This window comes from Streptomyces sp. NPDC088350, assembly GCF_044753545.1.
Lineage (GTDB): Bacteria > Actinomycetota > Actinomycetes > Streptomycetales > Streptomycetaceae > Streptomyces.
On sequence record NZ_JBIVNL010000001.1, the window covers coordinates 273,379 to 298,319 of the forward strand.

Here is a 24,941-nt window from a genome sequence, read left to right on the forward strand (position 1 = left end):
GGCACAGTCAGCGAAGCGCCGCCGTGCGGTGGCGGAAGAGGAAGCGCTGGAGGGCGGAGAGGCCCAGGTCGAGGACGACGGCGACGAGGGCGACGAGCACCGCTCCGCCGAGCACCTGCACGAGGTCGCGCTGGGCGAGTCCGTCGAAGACGTAGCGGCCCAGGCCCCCGAAGGAGACGTAGGCGGCGATCGTGGCGGTGGCCACCACCTGGATGAGGGCGAGGCGCAGGCCGGTCATGATCAGGGGGAGCGCGAGCGGCAGCTCGACCTGGAACAGCACCTGGTGGCCGCGCATGCCCTGGCCGCGTGCCGCGTCCTTCACGTCCGGGTCGACGGCGGTCATGCCGGCGTAGGTGTTCGTCACGATCGACGGGACCGCGAGGGCGACCAGCGCGATGTACACCGGCCACATGGACAGGCCGCTCGCCAGGAAGACGAGGACGACCAGGCCCACGGTCGGCAGCGCGCGGCCGAAGGAGGCGAGGTTGATCGCGAGGAACGCGCCCTTGCCGGTGTGCCCGATCAGCAGGCCCAGCGGGAGACCGATCACGGCCGCGATGAGGGTCGCGAGGAGCGAGTACTGGAGGTGCTCGGCGAGGCGGTGCGCGATGCCGTCCGAACCGGCCCACTGGGAGCCGCTGGTCAGCCACTTGCCGAGGTTCTTGAAGAGTTCGAACATCAGGCTCGCCGCCTCTTCCACGGGGTGAGTACGTACTGGAGGCCGACCAGGGCCGCGTCCGCGACCACGGCGAGCAGCAGGGTGAGGACCACGCCCACGATCACCGGGGTCGGGAAGTCGCGCTGGAAGCCGTCGGTGAAGAGCTGGCCGAGGCCGCCGTCGCCGATGTAGGTCGCGACGGAGACGAGGGAGATCGACATGACCGTGGCGATGCGGACGCCCGCCATGATGACCGGGAGCGCGAGGGGGAGTTCGACGGTGAGGAGCGTGCGCAGCGGGCGCGTGCCCATCGCCTTCGCCGCCTCCTTCGTCTTCGCGGGGACCGAGTCGAGGCCCTCGACCGTGTTCCGCAGCAGCACGACCAGCGTGTAGACCGTCAGGCCGATCACGGTGGTGGTGCGGGTGAGGCCGCTGATCGGCAGCAGGAGCACGAAGATCGCGATCGACGGGATCGTGAACAGGACGTTCGACAGGCCGAGCAGGAAGCCCCGGAGCGGGCGGACCCGGTGGGCCACGACCGCCAGCGGGAGCGAGATCAGCAGGCCGAGGAAGACGGCGGTCATCGCGGCCTGGAGATGCGACAGCGTGAGGCTGGTGAGGTCGTCGGTGTGGTCGCCGATCCACGACCAGTCGACGCTCACGCCGCCACCCGTGCTTCCGCGTGGGCCTGGCCCGCGTGGGTGTGGATGTCGTCGCGGGACGAGACGCCGGTGAGGACGCCGTCGGCGTCGACGCGGGCGATCAGGCCGTTCGGGGAGGCGACGGACTCGTTGAGGGCGGCGAGCAGGGAGTCGCCGTCGTGGAGCGGTCGTACGGGCAGCTCGACGTCCTTCGCGGCCCAGTGCAGGGGCTTGCGCGCCTCGTCCACGACCAGGGTCCAGGTGTCGCCCTCGGGGGCCGGGCCCTGCGGGACCTCGGCGAGGGTGGTGAGGGAGAGCAGCTTGAGGCCGCGCTCGGCGCCGAGGAAGTCGGCGACGAAGTCGTCGGCCGGGCGGGCGAGGAGTTCGGCGGGGGCCGCGCACTGGACGAGGTGGCCGCCGGTGCGGAAGATCGCGATGCGGTCGCCGAGCCGTACGGCCTCGTCGATGTCGTGCGTGACGAAGACGATGGTCTTGTTCAACTCCTTCTGGAGCCGCAGCAGTTCGTCCTGGAGCTGGGTGCGCACGACCGGGTCGACCGCGCCGAACGGCTCGTCCATCAGGAGTACCGGCGGGTCGGCGGCGAGCGCGCGGGCCACGCCGACGCGCTGCTGCTGGCCGCCGGAGAGCTGGTGCGGGTACCGCTTGCCGGCGTCGGCGGCGAGGCCGACGGTCTCAAGGAGCTCGGCCGCGCGGGCCCTGGCCTTCTTCCGGCCGTGGCCCAGCAGGAGCGGCACGGTGGCGATGTTGTCGAGGACCGTGCGGTGCGGGAAGAGTCCCGACTGCTGGATGACGTACCCGATGGAACGGCGCAGTTCGGCGGCGTCCTGCTGGGTGACGTCCTTGCCGCCGACCTTGATGACGCCCGAGGTCGGGTCGATCATCCGGTTGATCATCCGAAGGGTGGTCGTCTTGCCGCAACCGGAGGAACCGACCAGTACGGTGACCCCGCCTTCCGGCATCTCCAGGGAGAGGTCGTGAACTGCTGTCGTGCCGTTGGGGAAGCGCTTGTGGACCGCGTCGAACTGGATCATGAGTTGTCCCTTGCCCGGCTGTATAACGTCATGCAGAGTTCTCGGTGTCTGAATAGTTTGTCAATGTCTCCGTGTTAATCCGAGGTAACGGATGCCCGGTGGGCAAGATCCAGTGTCCTGTTTGATGGGAGTTTGAGGCTATATGTCGTCTCAGATCGCGGACGCCACCGATGCGGTGGTGTCCGGGAACTCCGACCTCGTCGTCCTCGACGGAGTCGGCTTCGGGGTCGCCGATGTCGTCCGGCTCGCCGACGGGGACGCCCGGCCGGTCCCCGGCACCGACGCGATGAAGCGGGCCACCGACTCCTGGGACGCGGCCCGCCAGATCGCCGCGACCGGCCGCGTCTACGGCCGCTCGACCGGCGTCGGCGCCAACCGGAACGAGGACGTACCCACGGAGGCGGCGGCCGAGCACGGGCTCAGGCTGCTGCGCAGCCACGCGGGCGCGATCGGCGACGAACTCCCGGCCCGGGAGGTCCGCGCGATGCTCGCGGTCCGCGCGAACCAGCTGCTGGCGGGGGGCGCCGGGCTACGCCCGACGGTCATCACGGCGCTGTGCGAGGCGCTGGAGAGCGGGGTGTATCCGGTCGTCAACGAGTTCGGGTCGGTGGGGACGGGGGACATCGCCGCGCTGGCTCAGGTGGGGCTGGCGTTGGTGGGGGAGCATCCGTGGCGGGGAGTCCCGGGTGATCATGATCTTGTGGGCGTCCCCGAGCCCCAGCCCCTCGACAACAACGACGCCCTCGCCCTGATCAGCAGTAACGCGCTCACCCTCGGCCAGTCCGCGCTCGCCCTGCACGAGTTGCGGGGGCTCATCGGGGCCACTCAGGTCGTCGGGGCGTTGTCGTTGCTCGCGGTCGACGGGTCGCACGAGCCGTTCGCGGCGCCGGTGCATGCCGCTCGGCCGCATCGGGGGTCGAGTGAAGTCGCCCGGCGGATGCGGGAGTTGATCGGGGCCGCCGACCGGCCCACCCCTCCCCTCGGGCGGATCCAGGACCCGTACGGGTTCCGGTGTCTGCCGCAGATCCACGGGCCCGCGCACGACGCGGCAGACGCGTTGGAGGCGGTGCTCGCGATCGAGATCAACGCGGCTTCCGAGAACCCCTTCATCTCCGCCGAGGACATGACCGCCTACCACCACGGCGGCTTCTACCAGGCCCAACTCGCCCTCGCCCTGGACCACTTCAGGCTCGCGGTCACCCAGGTCGCCCGCCTGTCGACGTCCCGGCTCTCCTCGCTCAACGAACCCGCGTTCACCCGCCTCAAGCCCTTCCTCGCCGACAACGAACCCGCCTCCTCCGGCGTGATGATCCTGGAGTACGCCGCCGCCGCCGCCCTCGGCGACCTGCGCGCGTTCTCGGCTCCCGCCTCGCTCGGGCACGCTGTACTCTCCCGGGGCGTCGAGGAACAGGCCAGCTTCGCCTCGCTCGCCGCACGTCAGACACTGCGCGCCTGCCGCGCGTACCGTCTCGTCGTGGGCTGCGAACTCGTCGCCGCCGTACGGGCGTTGCGCCAGCGCGACCTGCGGCCCGACCCGGAACTCCCGGTCGGCCGCGCGCTGGAGCTCGCCGAGTCGGTGCTCGACGACGGGACGGCGGACCGGCCGCTCACGGACGACGTGACGGCGGCGGCCGGACTGCTGGACCGGTTCACGGAGATCTGGAGGGGGAGCACGTCATGAGCGTGGACAGGAGCGTGGCCGTGACGGCGGACGCGACGGTGGACGGGACGGCGGACAGGGGTATGGACGTGACCGACAGCGCGGCCGGGCGGCTGCAGGCGCTCTTCGAGGGGCACCGGCTCACGCCGACCCAGCGGCGCATCGCGCACAGCATGGTGCGCCGCGCCGCCGACGTGCCGTTCCTGTCCAGCGTCGAACTCGCCGAACTCGCCGGCGTCAGCCAGCCCTCCGTGACCCGCTTCGCGGTCGCCCTCGGCTTCGACGGCTACCCGGCGCTGCGCAAACACCTCCGCGAGGTCGCGCCCTCCGAGTCGGCCCCCGACACGGCGTCGTACAACGAGTACCAGCAGGCCGTGGAAGCCGAGATCGAGAACCTCAGGCACCTCTCGGAGATACTGGCCGACCCCCGCCCGGTCGCGAAGGCGGGACGCCTGCTCGCCGCCTCGCGCCCGCTGCCCGTGCTCGGGCTGCGCGCGGCGGCCTCCCAGGCGTACGGCTTCGCGTACTTCGCCGCCAAGGTCCACCCGGACGTACGGCTGCTCAACGAGGGCGGCACGATGATCCACGACCGCATCGACGCGGCCGTCCGCGCCGGCGCCACCGCCCTGCTGTGCTTCGCGCTGCCCCGGCATCCCCGGGAGGTCGTGGACACGCTGGCATACGCGAAGGACGCGGGCCTGACCGTCGTCACCGTCGCCGACTCGGCGTTCGCCCCGGTCGCCAAGTTCTCCGACCTCCTCATCCCGGCCGCCGTCGGCACCGGCCTCGCCTTCGACACGGCGTGCGCCCCGATGCTGCTCGGCCGGGTCCTGTTGGAGGCGATGTGCGACGACCTGCCGGACGCACAGGCCCGCCTGGAGGAGTTCGACGCGGGGGCGGCGGCGCGGGGGCTGTTCGTGGAGTGACGGGCAGGGTGGGGGCGGGGGCTGTTCGTGGAGTGGGACGTCCCGTCCCGGCCGCTGTGTTCTCAGACTCGTCTCACGTTCGCTGACTAGTCTCCCGGCCCTACGGAACTGTGCCGGGACGACCAGGAGGCGGGACGTGGCACGCGGAGATCGCAGAGTCCAGGGGCTGGCCCGAGTGGCAGTCGTCGTACGGGCCGGAGCCGCCCCGCTGTGGTGGTTCGGGGTGCTGGCGGCGGGTGTCGGGGTGCTGCCGTCGGGCATCACCGGGCGCCGGATCGGGGTGATGGCCGGGGCCGCGCTGTTCATCGTCACGGCGGCCGTCGTGTCGTACGCGCGCCGCAAGCGCTACACCGCCCTCGCGCGCGGTGCCGTCCGGGCCGGGAAGCACGACGTGCTCCAGGACCGCGCGGTGTCCGTACGGAACTGGCGCCGCGCCCACCGCTGGTGGGTGGTCCTCGCCTTCGTGGCCGCGCTGGGGAGTTCGTTCGCCGTGCCCGCGGCCGGTGGCATGCTGCTCGCCGGCGCCGGTGCCGGGCTGCGCCTGAAGGCCGCCTGGCTGGGCCGCCGGGAACGGGCCGACGACGTCCTGCTGTGGATCCGCGTGGACTGGCTGGACAGGCGCCACGGCGGCCCTGCCGGCAAGCCGGTCAAGGGCTACCGCTCCACCGGCATCGCCGCGGGCGACGCGACCCCGGGCGGGGCGCGCCGCCGCGGCGACGTCTTCGCGTAGCCGGGCTCGGGACCTACACCTCCAGGTCCGCCTCGATCTTCTTCAGCTGGTGGCGGGCCATCGCCAGGTTGGCCCGGTTGGCGTCCAGCACCAGGTAGAGGAACAGGCCGTTGCCGCCGCGCCCCTTGAGCAGGCGGATCAGGTGGTACTGGTTGGACAGGGTGATCAGGATGTCCTCGATGTCGCCCTTCAGGCCGAGGTGCTCCATCGTGCGCATCTTGGAGCGCACGACATCGGTGTTCCCGGCGGCGGCGACGCCGAGGTCGAAGGTCTTGCTGCCGCCCATCGTGCCGAGCGCCATACCGCTGGTGTAGTCGACGAGCGCGACGCCGGTCGCGCCCTCGATGGAGGTCAGCGCCTCTTTGAGCGAGGTTTCGGTGTTGGCCATGACAGTGCTCCTTTGGGTCCGTTCAACTTTCCGTGGTGGTGCGCGCGTTGGTGGTCGCGGTGGTGCGTGGTGCGCGCGCTGTTCTCGTTCGTGCGGTGGTGGTCTTGGTGGGCGCCTCGGCGGGCGCCGCTCCGGCCTGTTCCTCGGCCTCGGCCCGGGCCGCCGCCTCGGCGTCGACCAGTTCCCCGATCCGGGCCCCCGCGCGGCGGCCCTCCAGCAGCAGCCGGCCGACGTTGACCCGGTCCTGGGCGAGCACGGTCAGTACGGCGCCCCGGCCCGCCGCGTAGGTCGCGACATAGCCGTAGACCCCGCGCACGATCAGCTCGCGGAACTCGCCCTGCCCGGTCGCGTCCGCCATCCGTACGGCCACGCCGAGCGCCGTCACGGTCAGCGCCGCGACCCGCTCCGGCTCGACGCCCGGGGTGTCCTGCGCCAGGACGAGACCGTCGACGCCCGCGGCCAGCGCCCCGGTCAGCTGGGGCACGCGGGCCCTCAACCGGCGCAGCTCGTCGAGGATCTCTGCCTCGGAGGCCATCGGCTCTCTCCTCTCGGCGCGTGCTCGCTGCCACTCAAAGGGCCTCCAGCGCATCCCTGAGCCTCTTCAGCAATGTGATGTCGGGATCGTTGACGGCGGGCAGCGGCGCGGCGGCCGGCGCGGGCGGCCGGGGCGACACGAGCCCCGCCGACACCAGCCGCCGGACGTCCAGCAGGGTGGGGAACGCCCGCCGGCCCAGCGCCCGCGCGATGTCCGTCGCGGTGCGTACGCCGTCCACCTGGGCCAGTACCGAGGCCTGCCGGGCGGTGATGGGCGGGGGCGCGGCGGGCTCGGCCCGCACCAGCGGCGCGCCGTCCGTCGCCGCGTCCGGCCAGACGCGGTGCAGCAGATCGCGCCGGCGCAGCGTCTCGCGCTCCAGCGCGGCCACCGGAACCGGCCGCACACCGCCGAGCGGATGCGTGACCCCGTACCGGAAGCGCCCCGGGGTACTGCTCGGCGCGAGCACGAAGTACGCCGCGTCGTACAGCGCCCCGAGATGGCACAGTTCCAGCGCGCCCGAACTCAACAGGCCGCCGTCGAGCAGCAGTCGGGTCGTGGCGTGCCGGTCGTCGGTCGCCTCGGCGGCGGCCTGCCAGGCCTCGGTGCGCAGCGTGCCGCGCGCGGTGAGGAGGAGGTCGAGACCGGGTGCGGACGGGCTCTCGGCGTGCACCACATGGCCCGCGACGAGGTGCAGGCTGCCCCGCTCCCGGACAAGGACCCCGGTGGCCTCCTCCGCCGCGAGCCGGGTCAGCATCGGCGAGACCCCGCCCCAGCCCCGGTCACCGGCGGCGACCTTGTCCCGCACGGGCAGCCGCGGCGGCGGGGTGGCCGGTGTGGTCCTGACGGCGGTCATCCCAGCACCAGCCGTCCGGCCATCTCGCCGAGCCGGATCCGGGCCAGCGCCAGATTGCCCTCCGTGCGGGCCAGCCACAGATGCAGGAACACACTGCTCTCGAACGACGTCCGCACGAACCGCAGCACGTGATAGCTGTCCCGGTTGCTGACGATCAGATCCTCCAGCGGAGGATCGTCGGCCTCCTCCCCGTCCTCCCCGACGGACGCGAACGCCCGGTGCTCGGCCGCCAGCCGCGCCAGCTCAGCGGCCTCGGCCGCACTGGCCTCCTGGTCACCCCCGGGCGACTCTCCCACGACGCCCAGGGCCAGCCCGCTCGTCCAGTCGACCAGCGCGGCTCCCCGGGCACCGGGCAGTCGCATGGCCTCCAGTAAGCACTCGTCGATTCCGGGCACCGTGGCTCCCCTCCCGCCTGCGGTTCGGCTGAGTGACGACGAAGCTACGCACCGTACGGCCGAGGGGTGAGGGATCTGGCATTTTCCAGTGGAACATGCACCCGAGTGACTAAGGTGGGTCAACTGACCCCGTTTTCACACCAGTTGCATGGGTCAGTTCAACCCTGCCCGCACCGGTGTGCGTCAACGGCGCCCGGGTGCGCGCAGGGTGGTGAGCGCGGCGGCGTGCGCCCCTCCGGATTCGGTCACGATCTCGGCCACCGTCTGCGGCCTGCGCACGGTCGCGAACGCCACGCCCCCGGAACCGTCCGGCACGAAGCCGTAAACCCCGGGCCGGGCAAGGGAGTTGTAGGCGTAGTGGGCCGCGAAGTAGTACGCCCCGGTGTCCAGCGCCGCCGCGTAGTCACCCTGTTCGAGCAAGGGCAGCGCCTGCCCCTCGGCCAGCAGATCCCCCGCGAAGCACGCGGGCCCGGCGACGTCCTGCACCACGTCCGCCCCCGACTTGGGCCGCCCCTTCCCGTCGTAGGCGGCGATCCGCAGCGGCCACGACTGCGGCGCGTACACCGTCCGCGTCGCCACCTGCACGCCCGCGTGCGTGATCGCGATCGGCCGCCCGCCGGCGCTCTTCGTGTACTCGACCCGGGCCACCACCGTGCCCTGCTTGGCCAGCATCGACCGCCCGAACTCGGTCACCAGCCCGTACCGCCCGTCGAACAGCCCCGGCACCGCCTCCTTCAGCAGCCGCGCGTAGTGCGCGTAGGTCGGGGTCGTCGCGTCCGAACCGAAGTTCACCCCCAGGCCGCCGCCGATGTCGAGCGTGTCGATCTGCGGCCGTCCGATCCGCGCGTTGATCTCCTCTGCCAGCGCGTACGTCTCCGCGACGCCCCGGGCCAGCAGCGACAGCGGGATGCCCTGCGACCCGGTGTGCGCGTGCAGCCGGGTCAGCCACGGCCGCTCGGCGTACGCCCGCACCACCCACTCGCGCGCTCCCTCGTCCCGCAGCGCCACTCCGAACTTCGAGGTCGCCGTGGCCGTGGAGAGCGCGGCGATCGACCCGCCGCCGATCTGCGGATTGACCCGGAGCCCGAGCGGCGAACGACTGCTCGCCGACCTCATCAGCCCGTCGATCCGGTCCAGCTCCTGCGGGTTGTCGGCGTTCACCGCGATCCCCAGCGCCAGCGCCTCCCGCAACTCCGCCGCCGTCTTCGCGGGCGCGTCGAACACCGTCTGCTCCGGCCGTACGCCCGCCGCCCGCGCCAGCGCCGACTCGCCCGCACTGGCCACCTCGGCGCCGATGCCCTCCTCGCGCAGCAGCCGCAGCACCGGCACCAGCGGGCTCGCCTTCACGGCGAACGCGTGCAGCACCGGCGTCCCCGGCGCCGTCACCTCGGCGAACGCCGCCCGCAGCGCCGCCGCCGACTCCCGGACGCCGGTGACGTCCAGCAGCGCCACGATCGGGGCGCCCGGCCCCAGCAGCCCCTGCTCCACGGCGGCCCGCACCGCCTGATCCCGGCGCGCGGTCCGCTCGGCGCCGTCCGTGTGACCCTGGTGTACGTCGTTCACCGTGTCCCCCGTCGTGTCGTTGTCATGCCGTTGCCCGTGGTCGGTACATCCAGCCAAACATCCAGAGACTTCCCACAGGGACACCGTCATGTATTGACTAGTTCTATTCACGGCGCCAGGATGTGAATAGCTACAGTAAAAATCCGCTGAGAGCAGTCCGCTAGGAGGCAGACCATGTCAGGACCCCGCCCCGTACGAGCACCGCGCGGTACGGAACTGAGCGCCCTGGGATGGCAGCAGGAAGCCGCCCTGCGGATGCTGCAGAACAACCTGGACCCCGAGGTCGCCGAACACCCCGACAAGCTCGTCGTCTACGGCGGCACCGGCAAGGCCGCCCGCGACTGGCGCTCCTACGACGCCATGGTCCGCACCCTGCGCACCCTCAAGCAGGACGAGACGATGCTCGTCCAGTCCGGCCGCCCCGTCGGCGTCATGCAGACCCACGAGTGGGCCCCGCGCGTCCTCATCGCCAACTCCAACCTGGTCGGCGACTGGGCCAACTGGGAGGAGTTCCGGCGCCTTGAGGCCCTCGGCCTCACCATGTACGGCCAGATGACCGCCGGTTCCTGGATCTACATCGGCACCCAGGGCATCCTCCAGGGCACCTACGAGACCTTCGCCGCCGTCGCCGCGAAGAAGTTCAACGGCACCCTCGCCGGGACGATCACGTTGACGGCCGGCCTCGGCGGCATGGGCGGCGCCCAGCCCCTCGCCGTGACCATGAACGACGGCGTCGCGATCTGTATCGACGTCGACCCGCGCGCCATCGAGCGCCGCATCGAGCACCGGTACCTCGACGTCCGCGCGGACTCCCTCGCGCACGCCCTCCAGCTCGCCGTCGAGGCCCGCGACGCCCGCCGCCCGCTCTCCATCGGCCTCCTCGGCAACGCGGCGGAACTGCTCCCGCAGATGCTCGCCGAGGGCGCCCCCATCGACATCGTGACCGACCAGACCTCGGCCCACGACCCGCTGGCGTATCTGCCGGTGGGCGTGGCCTTCGAGGACATGGCCGACGCCGCCGCCAAGGACCCGGCGGGCTTCACCGTCCGCGCCCGTGAGTCCATGGCCAAGCACGTCGAGGCGATGGTCGGCTTCATGGACGCCGGCGCCGAGGTCTTCGACTACGGCAACTCGATCCGCGGCGAGGCCCAACTCGCCGGATACGAGCGGGCGTTCGCCTTCCCCGGCTTCGTCCCCGCCTACATCCGCCCGCTCTTCTCCGAGGGCAAGGGCCCCTTCCGCTGGGCCGCCCTGTCCGGCGAGGCCTCCGACATCCACAAGACGGACAAGGCGATCCTCGACCTCTTCCCGGAGGCTGAATCTATTCAAAACGCGTCCCTGCACCGCTGGATCAAGCTGGCCGGTGAGCGCGTCCACTTCCAGGGCCTCCCGGCCCGCATCTGCTGGCTCGGCTACGGGGAGCGCGACAAGGCCGGCGAGCGCTTCAACGACATGGTGGCGAGCGGCGAGCTGGCGGCGCCCCTGGCCATCGGCCGCGACCACCTCGACTGCGGCTCCGTCGCCTCCCCGTACCGCGAGACCGAGGCCATGCTCGACGGCTCCGACGCGATTGCGGACTGGCCGCTGCTGAACGCGATGGTCAACGTCGCCTCCGGCGCGTCCTGGGTCTCCATCCACCACGGCGGCGGCGTCGGCATGGGCCGCTCCATCCATGCGGGCCAGGTCTCCGTCGCCGACGGCACGAAGCTCGCCGGTGAGAAGATCCGCCGGGTACTGACCAACGACCCAGGCATGGGCGTCATCCGGCACGTCGACGCCGGCTACGACATCGCGGAGCGGGTCGCCGACGAGCGGGGCGTGCGGGTGCCGATGCGCGAGGGTGACGACGCGTGACCCTTCCGGGAGACGAACGGGGCGGCGACTCTTCGGCGGGGGCGGGTCTCCCGTCGCCGGGTGCCGGTGCCGGTACGGGTGCGGGTGTTGATACCGCCGTGGTGGCCGGTGACTCCTTCCACGAGATGTGGCGCGAGTTGCTCCCCATCGGCCGGCACCCCGACTCCGGCGGCTATCGCCGGTTCGCCTGGACGGCCGCCGACGCCGAATGCCGGACCTGGTTCGAGGAGCAGGCCAAGTCACGAGGCCTGACCTACGAACTCGACCGCAACGGCAACCAGTGGGCCTGGCTCGGCGACCCCACCGCCGGGGATGCCGTCGTCACCGGGTCGCATCTCGACTCGGTGCCGGACGGCGGGGCCTTCGACGGTCCCCTCGGCGTCGTGTCGTCCTTCGCCGCGCTCGACGAACTACGCGGCAGGGGAGTGCGGTTCACCAAGCCGCTCGCCCTCGTCAACTTCGGTGACGAGGAGGGCGCCCGCTTCGGGCTCGCCTGTGTCGGGTCACGGCTGACCGCCGGGCAGCTCACCGTCGAGCAGGCGCACCGGCTGACCGACGGCGACGGGGTCACCCTCCCGCAGGCCATGACGGCCGCCGGGTACGACGCCGACGCCATCGGCCCCGACCCCGAACGGCTGGCCCGCATCGGCGCGTTCGTCGAACTCCACGTCGAACAGGGCCGCGCGCTGGACCTGTCCGGTGACCGGGTGGGCATCGCCAGCGCCATCTGGCCGCACGGACGCTGGCGGTTCGACTTCCGGGGCGAGGCCAACCACGCCGGCACCACCCGGCTGGTGGACCGCCGCGACCCGATGCTGTCGTACGCCGAGACCGTGCTCGCCGCCCGCCGCGAGGCCCAACTCGCGGGCGCCGTAGCCACGTTCGGGAAGATCGCCGTGGAACCGAACGGCGTCAACGCCATCCCCTCCCTGGTGCGCGGCTGGCTCGACTCCCGCGCCGCCGACCAGGACACCCTGGACACGGTGGTCACCGGCGTCGAGAAGGCGGCCCGCGAGTACGCGGAGGCGCACGGCATCGACCTCGACATCGTCCGGGAGTCCTTCACCCCGGTCGTCGAGTTCGACCACGCCCTGCGCGACGAACTCGCCCGAGTCCTGGGGAAGACCAACGGCCAGGACACGCACCTGAACGTCCCCGTCCTCGGCACCGGTGCCGGACACGACGCCGGAATCCTCTCCGGGAGCATCCCGACCGCCATGCTGTTCGTGCGCAACCCGACGGGCGTCTCGCACTCCCCAGCCGAGTTCGCGGCCGAGGACGACTGCGTGGCCGGGGTGACCGCACTCGCCGACGTACTGGAAGGGCTGGCCTGCAGGTGACGCACCCCACCACGCACCCCACCACGCGGACGTACTGGCTGGAACACGCCTGGCTCGACACCAACGTCGAGCCGGGCGTCGCCCTGGAGGTGAGTGACGGACGGATCGCGGCTGTCCGCACGGGCATCGAGGGTCCGCCCCCCGGCGCCGAGATCCTCCGAGGCCTCACCCTCCCCGGGCTCGCCAACGCCCACAGCCACGCCTTCCACCGCGCCCTGCGCGGCACCGTCCAGGTCGGCTCGGGCACCTTCTGGACCTGGCGCGAGCTGATGTACTCCTTCGCCGACCAGCTCACCCCGGACACCTACCACGCACTGGCCCGCGCGGTGTACGCCGAGATGGCGCTGGCCGGGATCACGGCGGTCGGCGAGTTCCACTATGTGCACCACGCGCACGGCGGCACCCCGTACGCCGACCCCAACGCCATGGGCGAGGCCCTCATCGCCGCCGCCTCCGAAGCCGGTATCCGCATCACCCTCCTCGACACCGCCTACCTTTCCTCCGGCTTCGGACAGCCCCCCAACCACCACCAGCTCCGCTTCTCCGACGGAAGCGCGGACGCCTGGGCGGAACGCTGTTCACTTCTCAAGGAACGGGATCACGCGAGGATCGGTGCCGCCATCCACTCCGTACGGGCCGTGCCCGCCGGTGAGTTGGCGACGGTGGCCCGCTGGGCCGAGGAGCGGCGGGCCCCGCTGCACGTCCACCTGTCCGAGCAGACCGCCGAGAACGACGCCTGCCGCACGGCCCACGACTGCACGCCGACCCAGCTCCTCGCCGACCACGGGGTACTGGGCCCCCGCACCACCGGCGTCCACAACACGCACCTCACGGACGAGGACATCGCGCTGCTGGGCTCGACCGGCACGGGTACCTGCATGTGCCCGACGACGGAACGGGACCTGGCCGACGGCATCGGCCCGGCGGTCGCCCTCCAGCGAGCCGGCTCCCCCCTCTCCCTCGGCTCGGACAGTCACGCGGTCATCGACCTGCTCGAAGAGGCCCGGGCGATGGAGCTGAACGAGCGCCTGCGCACCCGCACCCGGGGTCACTGGACGGCGGCGGCCCTGCTCGGCGCGGCCTCGGCCGACGGCCACGCGGCGTTGGGCTGGGAGGCGGCGGGCACCCTCGAACCGGGCGCGCTCGCGGACTTCACCACCATCGCGCTCGACTCGGTCAGGACAGCGGGCCCGGTACCCAGGCTCGGCGCCGAGACGGCCGTATTCGCGGCGACGGCAGCGGACGTACGGCATACGGTCGTGGGCGGCCGGCACGTCGTACGCGACGGGGCGCACACGCTCGTACCCGATGTGCCGCAGGCCCTCGCGCAGGCGGTCGAAGCCCTGCGCGCGTAGAGACGAACGCCGACCCGCGCATCCACGAGGACACGGTCCCCCGCACCCGCGAGGACAAGCTCCCCCGCACCCACGAGGACACGATGAGCAGCACCACTGTCATCACCAACATCGCCACGCTGGTCACCAACGACCCCTCCCTGGGTGACGGATCCCCTCTCGGTCTGATCCAGGACGCGGCCGTCGTCATCGACGGCGACCGCATCGCGTGGACCGGTGAAACAAGCAAAGCACCCGCCACTGACAATCGGGTCGACGCCGGTGGGAGGGCGGTCCTGCCGGGCTTCGTGGACTCCCACTCGCACCTCGTCTTCGCCGGCGACCGCACCCAGGAGTTCAACGCCCGCATGTCCGGGCGGGCGTACAGCGCGGGCGGTATCCGTACGACGGTCGCGGCGACGCGCGCGGCGAGCGACGCGGAACTGGAGGCGAACCTCACCCGTTACCTGGACGAGGCGCTCCGCCAGGGCACGACGACGTTCGAGACGAAGTCCGGCTACGGCCTGACGGTCGAGGACGAGTCCCGCGCGCTGCGGATCGCTGCCGCGCACACGGAGGAGGTCACCTATCTAGGCGCGCACATCGTCTCGCCGGACTACGCCGACGACCCCGCCGCGTACGTGGCCCTGGTGACCGGCGAGATGCTCAACGCCTGTGCCCCGCACGCCCGTTGGATTGACGTCTTCTGCGAGAAGGGCGCGTTCGACGGCGATCAGGCGCGCGCGATCCTGACGGCGGGGCGGGCGAAGGGGTTGCACCCGCGCATCCACGCCAATCAGTTGTCGTACGGTCCGGGCGTCCAACTCGCCGTGGAGCTGGACGCGGCGAGCGCGGACCACTGCACGCATCTGACGGACGCGGACGTGGACGCGCTGGCGGCCGGCCGGACGGTCGCGACGCTGCTCCCCGGCGCGGAGTTCTCGACGCGCGCGGAGTGGCCGGACGCGCGTCGGTTGCTGGACGCCGGCGTCACGGTCGCGCTGTCGACGGACTGCAACCCGGGTTCGTCCTTCACGTCCTCCGTCCCCTTCTGTATCGCGCTGGCGGTGCGGGACATGGGGATGACGCCGGACGAGGCGGTGTGGTCGGCCACGGCGGGTGGGGCGGCGGCGCTGCGGCGGGATGATGTGGGGCGGGTGGCGGTGGGGGCGCGGGCGGATTTGGTTCTGCTGGACGCGCCGAGCCATGTGCATCTGGCTTATCGGCCGGGGGTGCCGTTGGTGAGGGGGGTGTGGCGGCGGGGGACGCGGGTGGTCTGACCAGGAGATCTCAGCGGATCTCAGGGGATTTCGGGGAGTCTCATACGTCCCCTGTCCGCTGAAAGCGGGTTGAGGGCGTCGTGAAACCGGGTGGGCGCAGGCTCTGTTCCAGAAGGACGGCGATGCGAGCCCCGACGTGGGGCCGCGGTCGATACGAAGGAGCAGATCACCATGGCCATCACCCTCACCGACCAGGACAAGAACACCCTGCGTACCGCCGCGTTCGGCGCCGTCACCCTCCTGGCCGCCGCCGGTGCCGTCGCCGGTTCGCCGCACCGGATCGCCACCCAGGGCAGCCTCGCGCTGGGCTCGGCGACCGGTCAGGTCGGGTACGTGCTCGCCGAGAACACGAAGATCGAGAACCTGAACGGCAAGTCCGTGGCCGAGATCGCCGACCACGTGCTGCCGGCCCTGACCACCGCGATGAGCCTGCTCAGGAAGCAGGATCCCGCGGAGGCCGACAACTTCCGCGGCACGGTCCTGGTCGCCGTCGAGGCGGCCGTACGACCCAAGAAGGGCGAGGTCAGCCCGGTCATGACGGAGATGGTCCGCAAGATCACCGCTGCCCTCGACGCCGCGTGATCGGGTGACCGCCGGTCGAGAAGGCCGCTGGTACCGGGGCGACTGCCATGTGCACTCGGTGTCTTCCGGTGGGCAACGGGTGGGTGTCGGCGGGCAGTTGGAGAGCGGCGAGGGGCCGGTGGTGCCTCGGGTGGGTGTGCGTGGTGCCTTCGGGGGCGGGGGCGGGGGAGTGTGGCGTACCGGTGCGCGGGAGCCGGCGTTCGTCCGAGTCAAGGTGCGTCACCCCGGTGGGAGCATGGCGGCGCTGGGCAACCCGGTAACTCTGCTCTGATCACGGTGTGTTGGGAACCCTGGCGCACAACGCGTCGTCGATCAGGGCGCTTGCCGCCTTCTCCTGGGCCAGGATGTGCTCCAGGGTGTCGCCGCGTGCCTCGGACATGGAGACGACGGCACTTCGCCCGCCGTCGTCGGTGACGCCGTTGAGGGTGATGTAGCCGCCGTCTCCGCCCTCGTGACTCCAGTAGGTTCCTCCGCAGCTCAAGGGGCGTTCGGCCAGGCCGAGTCCGTATCGGCCGCCGGGCCAGAGCTGTTGCACTTCCGCGCTCACGGGGACGGTGTGCTTCATCTCGGCCAGCTGTCGTGGCGGCAGCAGGCGGCCCGCGAGCAGTGCGCGGAGGAAGGCGTTCTCGTCCCGCGTGGTCGTGACGAAGGAGAGGTTCTCGTAGTCCACCGGTATCTGGTCGGTGACGTCCACCACGGAACCGGGGCCGAAGAGCTGGTAGGCCTTGGCGTGCGGCCGGGGCAGGGTGGGCGAAGTACCGCGCCACCGGGTGTGGTTGAGGCCGAGCGGACGCAGGACGCGGTCTTCGATTTCCTGGTGGGCGGGTTGGCCGGTGGCTTTCCGGATGATGGCGCAGAGCAGGGCGTAACCGGTGTTGGAGTAGTTCCAGCCCTCGCCGGGCGGGAAGTCCGGCGCGTGGGCCATGGCGCGGGCGACCAACTGCTCGGGGCTGTAGACGATGTGGCGCTGCTGGTAGTACTCCTCCGGTGTGGTGTATCCGGGGAGGTCGTCGTGGATGCCGCTGGTGTGCTGGAGCAGTTGGCGGATGGTGATGCGGCTGCCGTCGTTGCCGTTGCCCCGCACTACTCCTGGCAGCCAGTGGTCGACCGTGTCGTCCAGGGACAGCCTGTTCTCGGCGTCCAGTTGGAGGACCACGGTGGCGACCAGCGTCTTGGACGTGCTGGCCATGCGGAAGTAGCCGTCGGAACGCACCGGGCGGCCGGTGTTCAGGTCGGCGGTGCCGCTGGTGGCGACCGACTCACGGCCGCCGGGCGCGACCACGCGGGCCTGCACCCCGCTGACACCGAGCGCGTGGATCGCCTCGGTGTCCTGACGTAACTGCCCCGCAGGGGAGAGTCGGCCGGCGGGCTGGGCTACGGCGGTACCCACCTCGGCGGCGAGCAGCGTGACGATACCGAGTGCGATGGCGAGGTGCTTCCGCAGGGCCGAAGTCATGGCTGAACGCTAGTTTCGTTCTTCGGCGGGGCGCGATCCGGTGTACCGGAGGACCGGGGTGGGGGATATCCCCCCAGCGCGGGCGGGCTCAGGGGCGGAACTGGCCTGACTTGATGCGGTGTATGAGGTGGGTCAACGGGGTGGCGGTGGTGGTGAGTTCGGTGTTCGGGGTGTCGCTTTCGCGGAGGTGGAGGGTGGTGGGGGCGGCGGCGAGTTCGACGCAGGTGTTGCCTTCGCCGCCACCCGAGAAGGTGGACTTCTGCCAGTGCAGGGCATGGGTCATGACGTGCCTCACAGCTCCTTCACCAAACGGTGGATGAGGTCTCGTGACGCCGTGGGGTCCAGCGACGCCGTTTGTACCCTACGGAAGAGTGTTCGGAGTCGATTCAACTCCGCCTGCGCATCGATGAACATCGTCCCCGTGGGAGCGTCGAGCAGCCCTGTGTCCAGTCGGGGTAGTGGACCGCCCATATGCATCATCGAGGCGTCGGCACCGCCAAAGCCGTCCTGGTCGGTCGGGATGACGCGAACCGTGGCGTGTCCCTCCTCGATCTCGGCAAGGATGCGGCGGAGTTGAGCGATGGATGCCTGGCGGTCCGCCACGCGGATGCACAGTGCGAACTCGTGGATGATCGTCTCGTACGGCGTCGGGTTGTCGCCCTCGATGACCGCTCGCCGTTTCATCCGGTGGTCCACCCGGGGTGTCAGTTCGCTCTCGGGCAGTTCCGGACGCATGTACCCGAAGACCGCCCGCGCGTAGTCCGGCGTCTGGAGCAGCCCGGGGACGTGCGTGATGACGACTTCCCGCAGGAACTTCGCATGGTGCTCCGCCTCGGCCACGTCCAGGTTCACCTGGGGCAGGACTCCCTTGTACTCGTCCCACCACCCGCGTGTGCGCTCGGTCGCCATCACCACTAGGGCCTCGATCAACTCCTCGTCCGTGCAGGCGCAGTGGGCCGCCAGTCTGCGCAGCCGTTCCTCACTGATCGCTGAACTACCGGCTTCGATCTGGCTCATGTGTGCCGAACTCGACCCAAGGAGCCCGGCGATCTCTTTGGCCGGCTTGCCTGCGGCCTCCCGCAGTTTGCGCAGCTCGGAACCCAGGCGCACGTGTCGGGCGGTGGGCTGGTTCCGCATGGTCATCCGAGTAACTGCCTCTCTGGGACTCCTCGTTCGGGGTCAGATTACGCGAGGCGGTTGCGAGGGTACGAATTTACACCCTACTGTCGGTGATGCCACGCACACACTGCGGAAGCGCACCGCTTCGCCCTGCCATGACGGATGCGGCACTGCCACCGCCTGCGACTCATCGAGCCCACCTCTGGAGCTGACCCATGCCCGAACCCTGGGAGTACTCCCTCTCCGTCCCGCACGACCGCCGTGCCGTCACCGTCTGCCGCCGTACCCTGCGCCTGGTCCTCACCGTGCATGGCCTCATCCGGGTCGCGGACACCGCTGAACTCGTCGCGACGGAGCTGGTGGCCAACGCCGTACTGCACACGAAGGGACCGGTCATGCTCCGCGTGAGCTGGTCGGCGGGGGTGCTGCGCGTCGGCGCGTGGGACGCGGACCCCGAACCACCCGAACCGCCGGGCCAGTTGACGAACCTCTTGGAGGCCGAGGCGGGGAGAGGCCTCGCGTTGGTGCGGGCCTGCGCCGACCTCTGGGGCTGGCAGCCGCTGTCGAGGAACGGCCGGCACGGCAAGTACGTGTGGTGTGACCTGAACGCCGCCTAGATCGTTGATCACGTCGAATAGATCGGACAGAAAGGAGAGTTGATGGTCAGCTCGTCGCACGAGGCGCTGCACCGGATCTTCCAGAAGGATCCCGCGCTTCTGACCCGTGCTCTGCAGGGCGTGTTGGGGATCCCCTTTCCCGAACCACGTGAGTTCGCCGCGATGAACGTGGACCTCACCGAGATCGAACCGGTCGAGAGGCGCGTGGACACCTTGCTCCGGGCGGAGACCGACGACGGGGCGTACCTCCTGGTCGTCGAGTCGCAGAGCGATATCGACAAGCGGAAACGGGGCAGCTGGCCGTACTACCTCAGCTACCTGCACGAGAAGTACCACTGCGAACCCGTACTCATCGTCATCACCCAGAGCCACGCCACGGCCCGCTGGGCGGCTGAGCCCATTCATCTCGGGGTGCGCGGGTGCCCCTCGCTGACGGTACGGCCGTTCGTCCTCGGTCCGGACAACGTGCCGGTGATCGTGGACGACCGGGAGGCCGAACGGGACGTACCCCTTGCGGTGCTTTCGGCGATGACGCATGGCAAGGGTCCGCAGGCCGCCGTCATACTGGAATCCCTGGCAAACGCCCTGCGGACCATCGACCCGGACAGCGCCGCGGTCTTCGTGCAGTTCGTCGACTCATGCCTGGCCGACCGCCAGGCCCAGCAGATGTGGAGGGACCTGATGACGGCGATCCAGTACTTCTGGCGGCACCCGCTGGCGGAGCAGGTGCGGGACGAAGGCAGGGAAGAAGGTAAGGAAGAGGGGCGGGAAGAAGGCCGGGAGGTGGGGCGGGCCGAGGGGTGGTCGGCGGCCATTCTCCGTACCCTCCAACGACGTCAGATCGACGTCCCCGACGGCGTCCGCGACCGCATCCTCGCCTCCACCGACCTGGACGAACTCGGCACCTGGCTCGACCGCTCCCAACAGGTGACCGACGCGACGGATCTGTTCGGCGACGACTGCTGAGCCGTGCGGAACATCCAGTACTTCTGGCGCCACCCGCTGGCGGAGCAAGTACGGGCGGAAGGGCGCGCCGAAGGGTGGGCTGAGGCCATTCTGCGCGTCCTCCAACTGCGTCAGATCGACGTCCCCACCCCCACCCGCGACCGCATCCTCGCCTCCACCGACCCCGACGAGCTCGCCACCTGGCTCGACCGCTCCCACGAGATCGCCGACGCGCGGGAGTTGTTCACCGCACCGCGCTGTCCAGACGAGCGATGACAGCAGGCACGTCATCGCTCTCGGCGTGCCGGATCAGTTCCAGCGCCGGGCGGACCAGCGCGCCCGGGCGGGCTATCAGCCGGGCGAGTACGGCGGCCCGCACGTCGAGGCGCTCGATCGTCGCCGCGCGCTCACCCTCGCTCTGCCCCGCCAGCAGCACCGCGTTGTGCCACGCCTCCGCACGGGACTGGACGATGCTGAAGTCGAGGATCTGCTCGTCGGTACGGCCGCCGACCCGGTCCAGCAGGGACAGGAGCGGCGATACGGCGTCGACCGGGTCCTGTACCGCCAGCACCACCCTCGCGAGGATGTCGCTGATCAGCAGGAAGTCGTGCCGTAGCGCCTGGATGTCCTTGCCGGTGTCGGTCCGCGCGGCGGCGACGGCCAGGTCGAGGTTGATGTGCGCGTTCACGCCGAGGATCAGGTGCTGGACGATGACCGTGTCGGAGTCGTCCAGCAGGCCGAACGTCTCGCGCCAGCAGCGCGGCCCGCTCCGGTCGCGGCGCCAGGCGTCGTACGCGGCGAAGTAGCGGTTGCCGAAGAGCGTGTCGAAACGGTCCATCCGTGGGCCGTCCTCGAACCGCCCCTCGTGGATGGCCTTACGGATCTCGACGGTCACCTGTCGGTACAGGGCCGCGAAATGCCCGATCCGGTCACCGGCGCGGGTCGCCTCCCGCACGATCCCCGCGAGCCCGTCCACGACCTCGTCGGTGTTCTGTGCCGCCATCCCAACTCCCCTTTGGCGGAGCCACAGTTCGGGCTGTCAAGTCTCACCGACAAACGCCCGCTCCGGTACGGCTGCTCCGCACACGCGTGCCTCACCCCGCCCGCCACCGCTGTTCCGCGCCCCCGCTCAACGGCACCAGCGAAACCCCGGCACCGCCCTCCGGCGTCATCCCCGTCAGGATCGCGATCGCCGGGCGGATCACCCCGTCGCCGTCCACCGTGAACCGCAGGTTCTCGCCGTGGCTCCCGTCCACCGCGTCGCACTCCCAGATACCGACGCCCTTGTCCACGGACCCCCGGCTGTCCAGGCATAGACCGGAGTCGGCGGCCGACTGCACCACCCCGCGCGCGGAGTCGACCCGCCACCGTTGGGTGTCGGAGGAAGTGCAGGGTGCCGTGATCACATCGGTGCCCTCCGTCAGGTCGCCGTCCCGGATGTCCAGGCACCGGCCCGTGGAGACGTTCACGACCTGCGCGTAGGTGCCGTCGGGCGCGTGAGTCGTCGGAGTCGGGGAGGGGGTGGGGGTCGCGGAGTGCGTCGGCTTCGAACTCCTCGCCGGAGACGGTGACTTGGAGGGTGACACGGACGGCGTCACCGGGACCGTCGCCGTCACCGTCACCTCGGACGGACTCGACGGAATCGCCCCTGCCCCCGCCGCCGAACCGGGATGCGCCGTCGGCCCACCTGGCCGCAACAGAAAGAACAGCAGCGGCACCAACGCCACCCCCAACGCAGCCGAAGCCAGCACCAGTCGGCGCGAGGGCGACCAACTCGCCGGAGAACCAAGAGTGTTGCCCTTCACCTCCTCCCGACTCCTCATCGCGTACGACGATCCCGCCCACGGCAGCAATCCCTCCGCCAGCGTCGCCCGCGGCGCGTCCCGGAGTGCTGTCAGTTCCTCGTACGCGCCCGTGCAGTGGACGCACTGCGCCATGTGGGCGTGCAGGTCGGCGCTGTCGCGGGGGGTGTCGGGGCGTACCGACTCCTCGATAAGGCGCCGGAAGTCACCGCAGCGCGGGTCGTCGGAGGCGGCCAGGCGGGACTTCAGGCAGGCCTGGGCGAGGGACTGGAGGGCCTGGTCGGTGCCGTAGACGACGTCCTCGCGGGCGAGGCCGAGGAAGGCGGCGGTCACGGTTTCCGGTTCCTGGTCGACGATGCCGTACCAGACCAGGCCCTGTGTGCGGGAGGGGAGTGAGAGGAACGCCGGGAGCATGGACGGTGCCGGGTCCGTCGTGTTCAGGAGCAGGAGGAGGCCGGGGTCCAGGCCGGTCGAGCGGTCGTCCTGGCACCAGGACGCGGCCACCCGGCCTGTCAGCAGCAGGAGTTGGTGCCGCCAGGGGAGAGCCGGGTCCACACCGCGTGCCGTCTCGCGGGCCGCGAGGGTGAACGCCTGCGCCGCCAGCTGCCGTGCCGCCGACTCGCTCGTCGTGCACAGGCGGGCGTAGGAGAGGACGGAGGGCTGGTGCCGGGTGCGGAGTTCCCGCAGGGCCGCGTAGACCGTGGACGTGTCGGCGCGCAGCAACTCCGTGAGCCGGGCGTCGGACGCGCCGGCGTGCGTGCTGCCGTCGTCCTCGTCGGAGCGAACCATTCACCCGCCTCCTCGCACCCGCGCCGTGCCGTCCTGACGTACCGGCCAGTTTGTCGGGTGACCATAGTGGTGGAAGGCGACCGGTGGGGAAAGAGGTTTCTGTGGGTAACCCGGTAGGCGCAGGGCCAGGACACGCCTGAGCGCGGCGCACACACGCACGCGCGCCGCGCTCAGTGCAGGCAAAGGGAGATCGACTCCCCGATGGGCCGGGGGGAGTCCTACTCCTCGACCGTGAGTCCCTTCCGCAGCCGCACCAGCGTCCGTGACAGCAGCCGCGACACATGCATCTGCGAGATGCCCAGTTCGTCGCCGATCTCCGACTGCGTCATGTTGGCGACGAAGCGCAGGGAGAGGATCTGCCGCTCCCGGTGCGGGAGTTCGGCGATCAGCGGCTTCAACGACTCGACGTACTCGATGCCTTCGAGTCCGTGGTCCTCGTAGCCGATACGGTCCGCCAGCGCGCCCTCGGAGTCGTCCTCCTCGGGCTGGGCGTCAAGTGAGCTGGCCGTGTAGGCGTTTGACGCCGCCATGCCTTCGACGACCTCGTCCCGGGAGAGCTTCAGGCGCTCCGCCAGCTCGTCCACGGTGGGGGCGCGGTCGAGTTGCTGGGCCAGTTCGTCGCCGGCCTTGGCCAGGTCGAGCCGGAGTTCCTGCAGCCGGCGCGGGACGCGCACGGACCACGAGGTGTCGCGGAAGAAGCGCTTGATCTCACCGACGATGGTCGGCATCGCGAAGGTGGGGAACTCGACGCCGCGACTGAGTTCGAAGCGGTCGATCGCCTTGATCAGGCCGATCGTGCCGACCTGGATGATGTCCTCCATCGGCTCGCTGCGCGAGCGGAAGCGGGACGCGGCGAACTTGACCAGCGCGAGGTTGAGTTCGACGAGCGTGTTGCGGACGTACGCGTACTCGTACGTGCCTTCCTCGAGCGACTCCAGCCGCGCGAAGAGGGTCTTGGAAAGCGCCCGTGCGTCGACGGCGCCGACCTCGTCGTACGGGGGGATCTCGGGGAGTCCCTCGATGATGGGATTGGGATCCAGTTGTGCCGGTGGGGGTGTCGACGTCGCTGCCTGGGTAGGCGATGCGTCGAGCCGGGGTGACATGGCGTCCTCCATCGTTCTCGGCATATGGCTGCCGAAGCCGGTGCGTGCACTGCGGAGTGCGGCGCCTCCAAAGCCGGTCGTGTCGGGCGGTCGGTCGGTCGTATCGAATGTGCAAATACGTGTCCCTACTAGCCCTATCCGCTTTCCGGAGCCCACCGCAAGTGCACTCTGCACCCATATGTCCATTAATGGGCGATTGTTCGGGTGTTGGAGAGTGTGAGGAAGGCGTAGTGTTCCAGGGCGAACGTCAACAGCCACGACCTCGGGAGAGAGAGACGGCATGGACCGCGGGACGGTCGGCAGCGCACAGTCTGGCCGGCTTCTGGTCGAGGTGCGGAAACAGGGCCTCAGCGCTGTCGTGACACCGGCGGGTGAGTTGGATCACCACACCGCCGACCTGTTGCGCGAACCACTGGAGGACCTGCTCACCCATGGGTACGCACGGCTCGTCGTGGACTGCTCGCGGCTGGAGTTCTGCGACTCCACGGGCCTGAACGTACTGCTCGGCGCGCGCCTGAAGGCGGAAGCCGCGGGGGGCGGAGTGCACCTCGCGGGAATGATGCCCGCGGTGGCGCGCGTGTTCGAGATCACCGGGGCGGACGCGGTCTTCACCGTTCACGACAGCCTTGAGTCTGCTCTCGGCGACGAATAAGGGGTGTTTTGCCGGTTCGCCAGGGCAGGAGAACATCTGAACCTGTCGGGAACCAGAGCGACGAAAATGCACCTGATCCACGTACTGACTCTTGAATCGTGAACCGGTGAATCGGTGAGGTGAAGCGCTGATGAGCACCACCCGGCCCTACCCGCCGGGCGACCGCCCGGAGCCCGGTGGCGCTTCGGCGTCGCCCGCCGGGGGCGCTTCCGTGCCGTCCGCCGGGGACGGCGCCGAACCGTCCGCGGGCCGGCACGCCCGCAGGCTCGGGTTCGCGGGTGAGAGCGGGGTCGTCCCGCTGGCCCGCGACTTCGCCCGCCAGGCCCTGTACGCCTGGGGCTGGCTGCCCGCCGACGGCGCCGACCGGCGCGCCGCCGCCGAGGACGTGCTCCTGGTCGTCTCCGAACTGGTCACCAACGCCTGCCTGCACGCCGAAGGTCCCGACGAGATGCGGATCAGCTGCGACAACAAGGTGATCCGCGTCGAGGTCTCCGACCGCGGCACGGGCCAGCCCGCCCCCAGAACCCCGCACCGCGCGGGCCGCCCCGGCGGCCACGGCATGTTCATCGTGCAGCGGCTCTGCCTGGACTGGGGAGTCGTCCGCACCCCGGGAGTCACCGGCAAGACGGTATGGGCGGAACTGGGCGCACCAGCCTAGGAACCTGCT

27 protein-coding genes are annotated in these 24,941 nt (G+C 70.8%); 13 read left to right on the forward strand and 14 right to left on the reverse strand.

The window, feature by feature from the left end; all coding sequences use genetic code 11:
- Nucleotides 1-7: 7 nt before the first annotated feature.
- From ACIQBL_RS01265 to ACIQBL_RS01275, 3 genes are read right to left on the reverse strand one after another with little or no spacing between them, the layout of a single operon-like run.
- Nucleotides 8-679 (reverse strand): ABC transporter permease, encoded by a 672-nt coding sequence (locus ACIQBL_RS01265; RefSeq protein ID WP_401936977.1) that lies wholly within the window; start codon nt 677-679, stop codon nt 8-10.
- The gene (locus tag ACIQBL_RS01270; RefSeq protein WP_401935504.1) at nt 679-1,320 is read right to left on the reverse strand and encodes an ABC transporter permease; all 642 of its coding nucleotides are present in this window, start codon (nt 1,318-1,320) and stop codon (nt 679-681) included. Before ACIQBL_RS01270 ends, ACIQBL_RS01265 begins: the two co-directional genes overlap by 1 nt.
- Entirely contained in the window at nt 1,317-2,351 is a 1,035-nt protein-coding gene (locus ACIQBL_RS01275) for an ABC transporter ATP-binding protein (protein WP_401935506.1), read from the reverse strand. Before ACIQBL_RS01275 ends, ACIQBL_RS01270 begins: the two co-directional genes overlap by 4 nt.
- A gap of 142 nt (nt 2,352-2,493) precedes the next feature.
- Between ACIQBL_RS01275 and ACIQBL_RS01280 the strand changes: the two genes are divergently transcribed.
- The 3 genes from ACIQBL_RS01280 (at nt 2,494) to ACIQBL_RS01290 (ending at nt 5,667) form a co-directional block, all read left to right on the forward strand.
- Nucleotides 2,494-4,032, forward strand: a complete 1,539-nt coding sequence (locus ACIQBL_RS01280; RefSeq protein ID WP_401935508.1) for an aromatic amino acid ammonia-lyase — start codon at nt 2,494-2,496, stop codon at nt 4,030-4,032.
- Between the two features lie 62 nt (nt 4,033-4,094).
- Nucleotides 4,095-4,937, forward strand: coding sequence for a MurR/RpiR family transcriptional regulator (locus ACIQBL_RS01285; protein ID WP_401936980.1), 843 nt, complete (start codon nt 4,095-4,097; stop codon nt 4,935-4,937).
- 136 nt (nt 4,938-5,073) lie between these two features.
- Nucleotides 5,074-5,667, forward strand: a complete 594-nt coding sequence (locus tag ACIQBL_RS01290; protein WP_401935510.1) for a hypothetical protein — start codon at nt 5,074-5,076, stop codon at nt 5,665-5,667.
- Between the two features lie 13 nt (nt 5,668-5,680).
- Here ACIQBL_RS01290 and ACIQBL_RS01295 read toward each other — a convergent pair whose 3' ends face one another.
- From ACIQBL_RS01295 to ACIQBL_RS01315, 5 genes are all read right to left on the reverse strand, one after another.
- Nucleotides 5,681-6,055, reverse strand: coding sequence for a hypothetical protein (locus tag ACIQBL_RS01295; protein WP_401935511.1), 375 nt, complete (start codon nt 6,053-6,055; stop codon nt 5,681-5,683).
- A 22-nt stretch (nt 6,056-6,077) separates the two neighbouring features.
- On the reverse strand, nt 6,078-6,590 hold the full coding sequence (locus tag ACIQBL_RS01300; protein WP_401935513.1) for a roadblock/LC7 domain-containing protein: 513 nt from the start codon (nt 6,588-6,590) through the stop codon (nt 6,078-6,080).
- A gap of 34 nt (nt 6,591-6,624) precedes the next feature.
- The gene (locus ACIQBL_RS01305) at nt 6,625-7,443 is read right to left on the reverse strand and encodes a transcriptional regulator (protein WP_401935515.1); all 819 of its coding nucleotides are present in this window, start codon (nt 7,441-7,443) and stop codon (nt 6,625-6,627) included.
- Entirely contained in the window at nt 7,440-7,838 is a 399-nt protein-coding gene (locus tag ACIQBL_RS01310) for a hypothetical protein (protein WP_199827530.1), read from the reverse strand. Before ACIQBL_RS01310 ends, ACIQBL_RS01305 begins: the two co-directional genes overlap by 4 nt.
- Nucleotides 7,839-8,021: 183 nt before the next feature.
- A complete protein-coding gene (locus ACIQBL_RS01315) occupies nt 8,022-9,401 on the reverse strand; it encodes a diaminopimelate decarboxylase (protein ID WP_401935517.1) in 1,380 nt (459 codons plus the stop codon).
- Between the two features lie 174 nt (nt 9,402-9,575).
- Here ACIQBL_RS01315 and hutU point away from each other — a divergent pair, with 174 nt between their 5' ends.
- From hutU to ACIQBL_RS01340, 5 genes are all read left to right on the forward strand, one after another.
- Nucleotides 9,576-11,255: a urocanate hydratase gene (gene hutU / locus ACIQBL_RS01320; protein ID WP_401935518.1), complete on the forward strand. Its 1,680-nt coding sequence runs from the start codon at nt 9,576-9,578 to the stop codon at nt 11,253-11,255.
- 125 nt (nt 11,256-11,380) lie between these two features.
- Nucleotides 11,381-12,595, forward strand: a complete 1,215-nt coding sequence (locus tag ACIQBL_RS01325; RefSeq protein WP_401936981.1) for an allantoate amidohydrolase — start codon at nt 11,381-11,383, stop codon at nt 12,593-12,595.
- Nucleotides 12,592-13,950: a formimidoylglutamate deiminase gene (locus ACIQBL_RS01330; protein WP_401935520.1), complete on the forward strand. Its 1,359-nt coding sequence runs from the start codon at nt 12,592-12,594 to the stop codon at nt 13,948-13,950. Before ACIQBL_RS01325 ends, ACIQBL_RS01330 begins: the two co-directional genes overlap by 4 nt.
- 83 nt (nt 13,951-14,033) lie before the next feature.
- Nucleotides 14,034-15,209, forward strand: a complete 1,176-nt coding sequence (gene hutI, locus ACIQBL_RS01335; RefSeq protein WP_401935522.1) for an imidazolonepropionase — start codon at nt 14,034-14,036, stop codon at nt 15,207-15,209.
- A gap of 171 nt (nt 15,210-15,380) precedes the next feature.
- Nucleotides 15,381-15,791, forward strand: coding sequence for a hypothetical protein (locus ACIQBL_RS01340; protein ID WP_401935524.1), 411 nt, complete (start codon nt 15,381-15,383; stop codon nt 15,789-15,791).
- 271 nt (nt 15,792-16,062) lie between these two features.
- On the opposite strand, the gene ACIQBL_RS01345 is transcribed toward ACIQBL_RS01340, so the two are convergent.
- The 3 genes from ACIQBL_RS01345 to ACIQBL_RS01355 all read right to left on the reverse strand — a co-directional run bounded on the left by ACIQBL_RS01345 (nt 16,063) and on the right by ACIQBL_RS01355 (nt 18,390).
- On the reverse strand, nt 16,063-17,247 hold the full coding sequence (locus ACIQBL_RS01345; protein WP_401935525.1) for a serine hydrolase domain-containing protein: 1,185 nt from the start codon (nt 17,245-17,247) through the stop codon (nt 16,063-16,065).
- Between the two features lie 88 nt (nt 17,248-17,335).
- Complete coding sequence (locus tag ACIQBL_RS01350; protein ID WP_401935527.1) at nt 17,336-17,530, reverse strand: DUF397 domain-containing protein; 195 nt, start codon at nt 17,528-17,530, stop codon at nt 17,336-17,338.
- Between the two features lie 8 nt (nt 17,531-17,538).
- The gene (locus tag ACIQBL_RS01355; protein ID WP_401935529.1) at nt 17,539-18,390 is read right to left on the reverse strand and encodes a helix-turn-helix domain-containing protein; all 852 of its coding nucleotides are present in this window, start codon (nt 18,388-18,390) and stop codon (nt 17,539-17,541) included.
- 191 nt (nt 18,391-18,581) lie between these two features.
- On the opposite strand from ACIQBL_RS01355, the gene ACIQBL_RS01360 reads away from it, so the two are divergent.
- Genes ACIQBL_RS01360 through ACIQBL_RS01370 form a run of 3 tightly spaced genes read left to right on the forward strand, consistent with a single transcriptional unit; the run spans nt 18,582 to nt 20,204 of the window.
- A complete protein-coding gene (locus ACIQBL_RS01360) occupies nt 18,582-18,983 on the forward strand; it encodes an ATP-binding protein (protein ID WP_401935531.1) in 402 nt (133 codons plus the stop codon).
- Nucleotides 18,984-19,025: 42 nt separating this feature from the next.
- Nucleotides 19,026-19,949 carry a hypothetical protein gene (locus tag ACIQBL_RS01365; RefSeq protein ID WP_401935532.1) on the forward strand — a complete coding sequence of 308 codons (924 nt, stop codon included), beginning with the start codon at nt 19,026-19,028 and terminating at the stop codon, nt 19,947-19,949.
- Between the two features lie 3 nt (nt 19,950-19,952).
- Nucleotides 19,953-20,204: a hypothetical protein gene (locus tag ACIQBL_RS01370; RefSeq protein ID WP_401935534.1), complete on the forward strand. Its 252-nt coding sequence runs from the start codon at nt 19,953-19,955 to the stop codon at nt 20,202-20,204.
- On the opposite strand, the gene ACIQBL_RS01375 is transcribed toward ACIQBL_RS01370, so the two are convergent.
- From ACIQBL_RS01375 to ACIQBL_RS01385, 3 genes are all read right to left on the reverse strand, one after another.
- Complete coding sequence (locus ACIQBL_RS01375; protein WP_401935535.1) at nt 20,173-20,931, reverse strand: DUF5995 family protein; 759 nt, start codon at nt 20,929-20,931, stop codon at nt 20,173-20,175. The two genes, ACIQBL_RS01370 and ACIQBL_RS01375, sit on opposite strands and share 32 nt — an antisense overlap.
- Nucleotides 20,932-21,022: 91 nt before the next feature.
- A complete protein-coding gene (locus tag ACIQBL_RS01380) occupies nt 21,023-22,519 on the reverse strand; it encodes an RICIN domain-containing protein (RefSeq protein WP_401935537.1) in 1,497 nt (498 codons plus the stop codon).
- A gap of 218 nt (nt 22,520-22,737) precedes the next feature.
- Nucleotides 22,738-23,622, reverse strand: a complete 885-nt coding sequence (locus ACIQBL_RS01385) for an RNA polymerase sigma factor SigF (RefSeq protein ID WP_401935538.1) — start codon at nt 23,620-23,622, stop codon at nt 22,738-22,740.
- Between the two features lie 280 nt (nt 23,623-23,902).
- Between ACIQBL_RS01385 and ACIQBL_RS01390 the strand changes: the two genes are divergently transcribed.
- Entirely contained in the window at nt 23,903-24,274 is a 372-nt protein-coding gene (locus tag ACIQBL_RS01390) for an STAS domain-containing protein (RefSeq protein WP_401935540.1), read from the forward strand.
- Nucleotides 24,275-24,404: 130 nt separating this feature from the next.
- A complete protein-coding gene (locus ACIQBL_RS01395; RefSeq protein WP_401935542.1) occupies nt 24,405-24,932 on the forward strand; it encodes an ATP-binding protein in 528 nt (175 codons plus the stop codon).
- Nucleotides 24,933-24,941: the final 9 nt, after the last annotated feature.